Raw genomic sequence first — 7,893 nt, 5'->3', positions numbered from 1 at the left:
AGCGGTTCTTCATGCACACCATCGCAGCGTGCATGGACCACCGATCCTGCACATCAGCCTTCAACGAAAACAGAGGGTACTGAGAAGACGCTTACGATTTGGAGAACGCATCGCCAGCTGCGAATCGACACCGGCATGAGCCAAGAGGCCTTCGCCGAAAAATGCGGATTCGCGCGCACCTATATGAGCAGAGTCGAGACGGGCGGGGTGAATCCCTCGCTCGATGCATTGCAAACCTTCGCGACCGCCTTGAAGATGCCGTTGAGCGAGTTGTTCGCGGGCATGTGATGTACGTGGCTATCCACTAGCCTTGGCGCACCACGGGCAACGTACCAACGCGCCGCCTTCTTCGGCGCCGCGCGCTTGCAGAACGTGAGCGTCCAGTCCAACCATCTTGAAAGCCTGCTCGGAGCATAGGAGCCTAGTCCCCATCAACAACTCTTGGTGGACACGTGAGCACTATCCCCGATCAACAAGCCGGCACACGCCGGCGACGTCGCATTCACAGCGACGAATTCAAGGCGAACGCTGTGGCCAGCTGCATGCAGCCGGGCATGTCGATGGCGGCTGTGGCAATGGCCCACGGCGTCAACGCGAATCTGCTGCGCCGATGGGTTCGCGACGCAGAGATGAACTCGGCAACCACCGTCGTCAGCGCGACCACCGCCGAGACCCCGAAGGCGCAAGAAGCCAAGACAGTGTTCGTCCCGGTCAGCTTGCCGCCACCAGGGCAGCCGGCTCATGTCCCGGACGTTCGCATCGAGCTGCGACGTGGGCCGATAGTGGTCACCGTGACCTGGCCGGCGAGCGCCGCCAGCGAGTGCGCGGCCTGGATGCGCGAGCTGCTTCGATGATCCGCATCGACGCGATGTGGCTGGCCGCAGACCCTATCGACATGCGCGCCGGCGCCGAGCGCCTGTTGTCGCGCGTCGTGCAAGTCTTCGGCGCAGCGCAGGCGCACCATGGCTACCTGTTCGCGAACGCCCGCGGCACGCGTGTCAAGCTGCTGGTGCACGACGGCTTCGGCGTGTGGTGCGCGGCGCGCCGGCTCAACTCAGGGCGCTTCGTCTGGCCGGGCACGACCCACACGACGCCCTTGCTGTCGCTCACACCTGCGCAGTTCGACGCCTTGGTCCTGGGCCTGCCCTGGCAGCGCCTTCCCGAGCTGAGCGTCATCACGCGAGCCTGAGGAGCCGGCGCCCACGCCATCTGCCCATGCGTTGACAGTGGATGTGCCGAGGTTGGCCTTGCCGTGCACTGGCATCATTCAACGCATGCTTGGTGCGCGTGATCTTCCTGCAGCGAATCCTTCGGGACTGTCCGCCGAGACAGCTGCGCTGGTTGGTCAGTTGCTCCAGCGGCTGCAAGACCAGGAGCAGCAGCTGGCCGAGCATGGCCGTGTCCTTGCGCAACGCGACCAGGCGCTTGCCGAGCGCGACGCGCTGCTGCAGCGCAAGGACCGCGAGATCGCACTGCGCGAGGCCAAGATCGAGAAGATCACCTTCGAGCTGGCCAGGCTCAAGCGCTGGAAGTTCGGCGCCAAGTCCGAGGCCATGAACGCCGAGCAGCGCCGCCTGTTCGAGGAGACGCTGGCCGAGGACGAGGCGGGCCTGCGCGAGCAGCTCGAGCGGCTTCGGCGTGAAGCCGCCGCGGCCGCGGCCGCCGCAGCAACCTCGGACACAACGACCAAGGCGCCCCCACGTCGGCCGCGCCGCAACCCGTTCCCCGATCACTTGCGCCGTGTCGAACACCACGAGCCCGAGCGCACCGACTGCCTGGAGCCCGGCTGCGGGCGCCCGATGACGCGCATCGGCCAGGAGGTCAGCGAGCGCCTGGACATCGTGCCGGCCGAGTTCTTCGTGCACCGCCACATCTATGGCAAGTGGGCCTGCCGCTGCTGCCAGGTGCTGCGCCAGGCGCCCAGCGTGGCAGAAGTCATCGAGGGCGGTATCGCTGCCAGCGGCTTCGTCGCGCACACGCTGATCAGCCGCTTCGTGGACCACATGCCGTACTACCGGCAAGCGACCATCAACGCCCGCAGCGGCGTGCACACACCGCGCTCGACGCTGGCGTCCATCACCGGCCAGGCCGGTGCGGCGCTGGAGCCGCTGCACGAGGCGCACAGGCGCTTCATCCTCAGCTGCGCGGTGCTGCACGCCGACGAGACCCCTGTGGCCCTGCTGGACCCCGGCGCGGGCAAGACGCGCCGTGCCTACGTCTGGGCCTACGCCAGAAGCTGGCACGACAAGGTGCCTGGTGTGATTTACGAGTTCTGTCCGGGACGCGGGGCGCAGTACCCGCTGGCATTCCTGGGAGGCCAGGATAGACGCGGCAGGCGATGGTCAGGCACGTTGCTGACCGACCGCTACAGCGCCTACGAGACCGTGGTCGATCCGCGGCTGTATCCGGACCGCTTGGGCGCAGCCTGCGCCGCGCACGCGCGCCGCAACTTCGAAGAGCTGACGCACGACGGCACCAGTGTGGTGGGCCTGGAGGCGGTCCGTCGCTTCGCGCGCATCTACGGAGTCGAGGCACAGCTCAAAGACCTCAGCGATGACGAGCGCCGGGCGCAACGCCAGCAGCTCGCCAGGCCGCTGTGGGAAGAGCTCAAGCACTGGCTACAACTGGAGCGCCGGCTGGTAGCCGACGGCGGCCCGACGGCCAAGGCCATCGACTACACGCTGGGGCACTGGGCCGCGCTGACGCGTCACTTGGACGACGGCGCGGTCGCCATCGACAACAACCACCTCGAGCGCCAAATCAAGCCGTGGGCGATGGGCCGCAAGGCATGGATGTTCGTGGGCAGTGAACTGGCTGGCCAACGCGCCGCCATCGTGATGAGCCTGGTGCAGTCGGCGCGCCTGAACGGCCATGACCCCTGGGCCTACCTGCGCGACGTGTTGCAGCGCCTGCCGACGCAGCGCGCCAGCCAGATCGAGGACTTGCTGCCGCACCGATGGCAGCCAGCGTCCGACGCGCGACCATGACCTTGCTCACGCAGGCCGTGATGGTCCGGGCGAACATCGACGTCGACCGCATGAGCGCGCAACAAAAGGTTGAGCTGGCTGACGAAATCTACGTCCAGCAGCCCAACCTGCTGGCCTCCATCCTCGTGTTGCCGCGCTACGGTGTCGACATGCTGCAGCTTGAGGTGCCGATCCACGTTCTGCTGGTCGCCTTCCAGGCCATGAAGCACTGCGGGCACGCCGTGCCGACGATCTCTGAAGACGTCCAGGAAACCTGCTTGCAGCGGCTGACGGCGACGATGCAGTTCACCGAGGGCGTGCCGCCAGACCTCGTTGCGCAGATGATCACGAAGTCCTGCGTCGACCACCCTGAGCGCTATCTGCTTGCGTTCGTGTACGGCTATCTCGGCGAGCACGATCTGTTGCGCGTGAGAACTGACGCCGAGAAGTTCTTGCTGCTGGCCGCCCTCAACCTCGTGGAGTGTGTGGCCTACGTCGGAGCACAGCTGCAGTCCAAGTGACCCGCGTGCGGCCGGTCAAGATGGTCGGACTGGACGCTCACTGCAGAACGGCGCTCCTGCAGTGCCTGCAGCCAAGCCCCGTAAAGCTCCAGCGGTCCAGGGGAAGTTCTTCCTTCGTGGCGTCCAGCCAAGCCTTCAGTCCATCGACGTCGAGCAGCATCACCGCCGCGCGGGCCTTTGCAATGCCCCATCCCGAGCCGTAGGGCCGTCCTTCGCAGGCGGGGCAGTGGTGGTGAAAGATGCCGCCCTTTTGCCGTTCCATGAGGCCTCTATGGCCGCACTTGGGGCACGTCAACACAAAGCGGTGATGCGCCTCGCTCCAGGCGGCTTCTCCAGGGCGCTTCTCGCTCAGGTGTGCACCTTGGGGCAGGAGGGGCAGGCGAACGTGGGCGATTACGCAAGTGGCTTCCGCTTGGTGGCACGCGTCAACGCTGTGGTGTGTGGTCGTGCCGTCCGCGGCTTCCGTCGACACACTGAAGGTGGAGAGAGGTTGGATCTTTTGGGGTGGAAATCCCTTGGCGTTGCGGCCCTCGAGCAGTTCGCGCTGGCGGTTGTAGCAGAACACGCAGATGCCCCGGGCGTGGATCATGCGCAGGTCAGAACGGCCGCAGCGCTGGCAGGCCGTTAGGCGGCGTTCTTGAGGCATCGGCGAGCTGCAAGTTGCCCCGCTGGCTCGGTGCTGACGTCCAACCGCGCATCCGCTGCACGACGAAGTGGTGCTGGGCGCGGTGCTCCACCGATTAGCGCATGTCGTCGTCGACATGGTGGCGAGCAGGCGGACGCATCGGAAGTACGTCGCCCCCGCGGGCGCCCCTCCAGGCGCTGGCACATACGCAACGGGTGTCATTCGGCAGTGTTGCGGGGGAGGTTGGCAAGTGCCCGCAGGGTCAGCAGCGGGGCCATCTTGAGCACTTCGCCCATGGACTGCTTGTGCTCGCGCGCGATGGCGCGCAGCCGGCGCGCCGTGTCGCCGTCGACGGCGACGCAGATGTGGTGGCCCCCTTTTCGGCTAGGCGCTTGCGGTAGGCGCGGGAGCGCGCGGTGTTGGTTGTCGGAGTAGTCACGGCGGGCGTTCTTGCAACGAATGGGTGCCCAGTGTTTAGTCACGACGTTGCGGGTGACAGTACCCGTTACAGCTGCATTGAGCCGGCGACCCTTGCCGCGCGGCTCGCCTATGCATCACGCCAGTTGCGTGAGCTTCCAAGTTACCGCCTTGCCGTTATGCGGCGGCATCGTATTCCCCTTTGCGATGGGGGCGGTAGTCGAGGGCGAATCTTGCGATTGCCAGACGCCGCTTTCTGGGCACTTCTCGCCCGTTCTCGCTGTGGTTCCAACTCCAGCCATAGTTTTCCTCCAGGTACAGTCAAGAGGACTGCGTTGAAAGTTTGAAGTAGTGCTTTAGAAAGATGGTCGGGCGACGCCGAGAATCGCGGGTATGTCCTACTATGAAAAACGAGTGTTAGTTCGGGCGCTAGAACTTTTGGGGCCCCATATTCATGGGAGTTTCTCGAGCCGCTCGGGCGTCCTGCGCGCCAGGTCATTTAAATGTTGACCAATGAAGTCGGACGAGCGTGGCATTGCGCGTCAAGCCAAGCTTCGTACAGGGCGCTGGTCGGCTCCAACCATCTTGACCTCGGCGATCTGCCTGGGGCTGAGGGTGGTTAGCCGGAAGGTTCGACAGGTGCAGCAAGTTCAAAGGTTGGGCCGGAGTAGTTCAGCACCTGGTGCGCTTGCTGAATCCGGCCACGGAGGGCCCGCAGCGCCGCCGCGCGCATGATTTTCGGCAACACTGGCAGGGAGCGGCGCGCAGCCCATATTTTCAAGTGCTGCTTATTCGGCAACATCAACCGCGTCGGCGTCACGATTGCACCCGTCACGAGCTTCGGCGCGGCCGCACGGTAGACCTTCGATTTGGCCTCGCTGGTGGCAAATCCATGATGGCGAATCTCGGCCCGAACTTCTTCCAACGCATGCTTCGTGGCTCCTGCGCCAGACGCTGTCAAATCATCGACAAAGAGTGTCATCTCGCACCCGTGGCGACCCAAAATGTCAGCGATCCGATCAAACATCGGCTGGGCGGCGAAGAACGCCAGGTAACCGCTGAGCGCGCTCCCCGTCGGCAGATGCTTTTGCTGATAGCAGCAAAGGTCTGCGAGGCGATGGGCGACATCCTTGGCGCAATTGAATCGGGAAACAAGTAGCCTGAAGACCATCGGCCAACTGGTGCTGGGATAGAACTTGGTCAGGTCGGTCTTGATCAGTGGAGACAAGCCCTTATGGCGATCTGCATTTTCGACATACGAGCGCCCTCGTCTCGAAAATACGTAGGACGGCATTTCGATGCGTGCCAGCAAATTGGCGATACGAGCGTGAAGCTTCTCCAGCTCATACAAGGGCTGCTGAATCTCGCGATCTTTCTTCGTCGTCCATACGCGGTAGTAGCGACGGTGTAGCAGTCGATCGGTCTGATCCCATGTCAGTCCGATAGCACGCTCGAACTGCCCTTTGCCGCGTATGCCGTACAGCGGTGAAGAGGCTAAAGGGTAAGGACGATCAGGCGTTTTTTTTGACTGCATCCTTAACCTCAAACCACTCTAGCAAGCGAAGTATCTTGTCAGCGGCTGCCACGCGCAATTTGCTGCCGGGCTTGCGCTCGGCGTCCATGGCCTCGGAAAAAAGCATGATCGAAGACACGGGCATTTTGAAGACCTCGCTGTAGCGCTTCAGCAGTTCGACTGCAGGCGCTTTACCGCCAGTCTCAATTTCGCTCAGGTAGGTGTTGGAAATCTCAAGTCGTCCAGCTAATTCGACTTGCGTAAGTTGGTGGTACGTCCTCAAAAGACGTAGCGCTCGATTTAACATGTGGACCTCGAAAATGAGGGGCGGCGACTCATCAGATCACGCCAAAAGCCTTTAGCAACCAGTGCACGATCTTCATCAGGCCAAACGCCCAATGAATCGTGCTTGGGCGGAAAAGCCACAGGCGCACCTTCTTCATCAACCCCCGCCGTTCGGAAGATTGCTTGTCATTTCTCATGACGGGTCCCCAGCTACACCAACCGGGCAAACGCAATATGCGTTCCCCGTGGCTGTCGTCCGTAACTGGCAGAGCAAACGGCGGTTAACCCCTACTCGTTCTCGACGGCATTCCCGGGTCGTCCGGGAATGCCCGCGCGCTGTGGTGATCGGTGGACGCGTGAGGCGTCGGGCCAGGGCACCGCTGCTCGCAAAAGTTGAAGCCTTGCGGCCTCACAGGACACTTTCGCATCCCAATGTTTCGACAGTTCTCTCTGTTTTCTTCAAAGTGAAATGTAGCGGAGTAACTTCGCTATTTGCGAAATGTTTTCGTAACATTCTGTGCTCGGAGGGGTGCGGCCTAAACACCCGCCGGGCTTCAAAAAGCCCGCGCGATGGCGAGAAAGTCCGCCGCGTAGCATGCGTCACGATCAGCCATGCCTAGCAGATGTAGGTCACCCCCGCGCCACCTTCAGCTCTGCCGCGCGCCCAGCTCCGCGATCAGGCGCGACGTATCCGATGGGCGCGGGCCGCTCAAGCCACGTGCTGCTAGTGCACGTTGTCGGTGGACGGGTTGCCGATTGCGAGGTCGGCGATGAAGTCGTTCCAGCGGCGCAGGACGGAAGTCTTTTGCGCAAGGTGCAAGCCCTTGTCGTAGTTGCGGTCCTGCACCCCGCTCAGTCCGTGGCTCAGCAGCTGGGCGCGTACGTCCTTGCTGATGTTGAGGCACTCGGCCATCATGGAGCGCACCGTCATTGCCGTCGACATTGCCAAGAAGGTGTTTCAGCTGCACTGGGTCGACATGGACACCGGTTGCATCGAGCGCTTGCAGCTGAAGCGCGCAAAGTTGCTCGATTGGTTTGCCAATCGCGCAGTTGCTCTGGTCGTGATGGAGGCTTGCGGCGGAGCTCATGACTGGGGTCGAGCGCTGATGGGAATGGGCCATGAGGTACGACTTATCTCGCCCAGGAAGGTCCGTCCGTTCGTGCGGCGCAACAAGACCGATGCCGCGGACGCTCAGGCGATCTGGACGGCATGCCAGCAGCCCGGCATGCGCTTTGTTCCAGTCAAGTCCGAGGCACAGCAGATCGTGCTGTCACTACACCGGCTGCGAGCACAGCTCATGAAGACCCGCATCATGCAAACCAACGAGTTGCGGGGGCTGCTGTATGAATTCGGCATCGTGCTGCCGGAGGGTCATGCTGGTTGCTCAAGACGTTGCCCGACGCCATGTGCGACGCAAAGACACGGTTGCCAGCGATGCTCATGGAAGGCCTGAACGAGCAACTCAGGCGAGTCCAGCAACTGCAGGCCGACATCGGCCTCATCGAGCGACGGCTCTCTCAGCAGATGCGTGAAATGCCGGCCTGCAAAGCCGTCGCCGAGATCCC

The 7,893-nt window shown here is 63.0% G+C and carries 12 protein-coding genes; 6 read left to right on the top strand and 6 right to left on the bottom strand.

Annotated features, from left to right (window positions below; translation table 11 throughout):
- The 5 genes from BM004_RS42390 to BM004_RS40290 all read left to right on the top strand — a co-directional run.
- The coding region (locus BM004_RS42390; protein WP_256220321.1) for a helix-turn-helix domain-containing protein at window positions 1-288 on the top strand (288 nt) is incomplete at its 5' end.
- A gap of 164 nt (window positions 289-452) precedes the next feature.
- A complete protein-coding gene (locus BM004_RS40305) occupies window positions 453-854 on the top strand; it encodes an IS66-like element accessory protein TnpA (protein ID WP_256220320.1) in 402 nt (133 codons plus the stop codon).
- Window positions 851-1,189, top strand: a complete 339-nt coding sequence (gene tnpB, locus BM004_RS40300; RefSeq protein ID WP_093222543.1) for an IS66 family insertion sequence element accessory protein TnpB — start codon at window positions 851-853, stop codon at window positions 1,187-1,189. The genes BM004_RS40305 and tnpB overlap by 4 nt, the downstream gene beginning before the upstream one ends.
- A gap of 160 nt (window positions 1,190-1,349) precedes the next feature.
- Window positions 1,350-2,987: an IS66 family transposase gene (locus tag BM004_RS40295; RefSeq protein ID WP_256220319.1), complete on the top strand. Its 1,638-nt coding sequence runs from the start codon at window positions 1,350-1,352 to the stop codon at window positions 2,985-2,987.
- A complete protein-coding gene (locus BM004_RS40290; RefSeq protein WP_093222551.1) occupies window positions 2,984-3,487 on the top strand; it encodes a hypothetical protein in 504 nt (167 codons plus the stop codon). Before BM004_RS40295 ends, BM004_RS40290 begins: the two co-directional genes overlap by 4 nt.
- 37 nt (window positions 3,488-3,524) lie before the next feature.
- Here BM004_RS40290 and BM004_RS40285 read toward each other — a convergent pair whose 3' ends face one another.
- The 6 genes from BM004_RS40285 to BM004_RS40270 form a co-directional block, all read right to left on the bottom strand.
- Complete coding sequence (locus BM004_RS40285) at window positions 3,525-4,076, bottom strand: hypothetical protein (RefSeq protein WP_093222538.1); 552 nt, start codon at window positions 4,074-4,076, stop codon at window positions 3,525-3,527.
- Between the two features lie 254 nt (window positions 4,077-4,330).
- Window positions 4,331-4,594: a hypothetical protein gene (locus BM004_RS41295; protein ID WP_143072700.1), complete on the bottom strand. Its 264-nt coding sequence runs from the start codon at window positions 4,592-4,594 to the stop codon at window positions 4,331-4,333.
- A 554-nt stretch (window positions 4,595-5,148) separates the two neighbouring features.
- Window positions 5,149-6,063 carry a reverse transcriptase family protein gene (locus BM004_RS40280; protein WP_256220318.1) on the bottom strand — a complete coding sequence of 305 codons (915 nt, stop codon included), beginning with the start codon at window positions 6,061-6,063 and terminating at the stop codon, window positions 5,149-5,151.
- The gene (locus BM004_RS40275; protein WP_093222535.1) at window positions 6,041-6,349 is read right to left on the bottom strand and encodes a helix-turn-helix transcriptional regulator; all 309 of its coding nucleotides are present in this window, start codon (window positions 6,347-6,349) and stop codon (window positions 6,041-6,043) included. Before BM004_RS40275 ends, BM004_RS40280 begins: the two co-directional genes overlap by 23 nt.
- Before the next feature lie 31 nt (window positions 6,350-6,380).
- A complete protein-coding gene (locus BM004_RS41750) occupies window positions 6,381-6,524 on the bottom strand; it encodes a hypothetical protein (protein ID WP_177206802.1) in 144 nt (47 codons plus the stop codon).
- A gap of 527 nt (window positions 6,525-7,051) precedes the next feature.
- Window positions 7,052-7,258, bottom strand: coding sequence for a site-specific integrase (locus tag BM004_RS40270; protein WP_177206801.1), 207 nt, complete (start codon window positions 7,256-7,258; stop codon window positions 7,052-7,054).
- Between BM004_RS40270 and BM004_RS40265 the strand changes: the two genes are divergently transcribed.
- Window positions 7,242-7,781 carry an IS110 family RNA-guided transposase gene (locus BM004_RS40265; protein ID WP_177206800.1) on the top strand — a complete coding sequence of 180 codons (540 nt, stop codon included), beginning with the start codon at window positions 7,242-7,244 and terminating at the stop codon, window positions 7,779-7,781. The two genes, BM004_RS40270 and BM004_RS40265, sit on opposite strands and share 17 nt — an antisense overlap.
- Window positions 7,782-7,893 lie beyond the last annotated feature (112 nt).

This window comes from Variovorax sp. OK212 (assembly GCF_900112425.1).
Lineage (GTDB): Bacteria > Pseudomonadota > Gammaproteobacteria > Burkholderiales > Burkholderiaceae_C > Variovorax.
The sequence above is the reverse complement of the archived record's forward strand: the minus strand, read 5'-3'. Positions and strand labels throughout refer to the sequence as shown.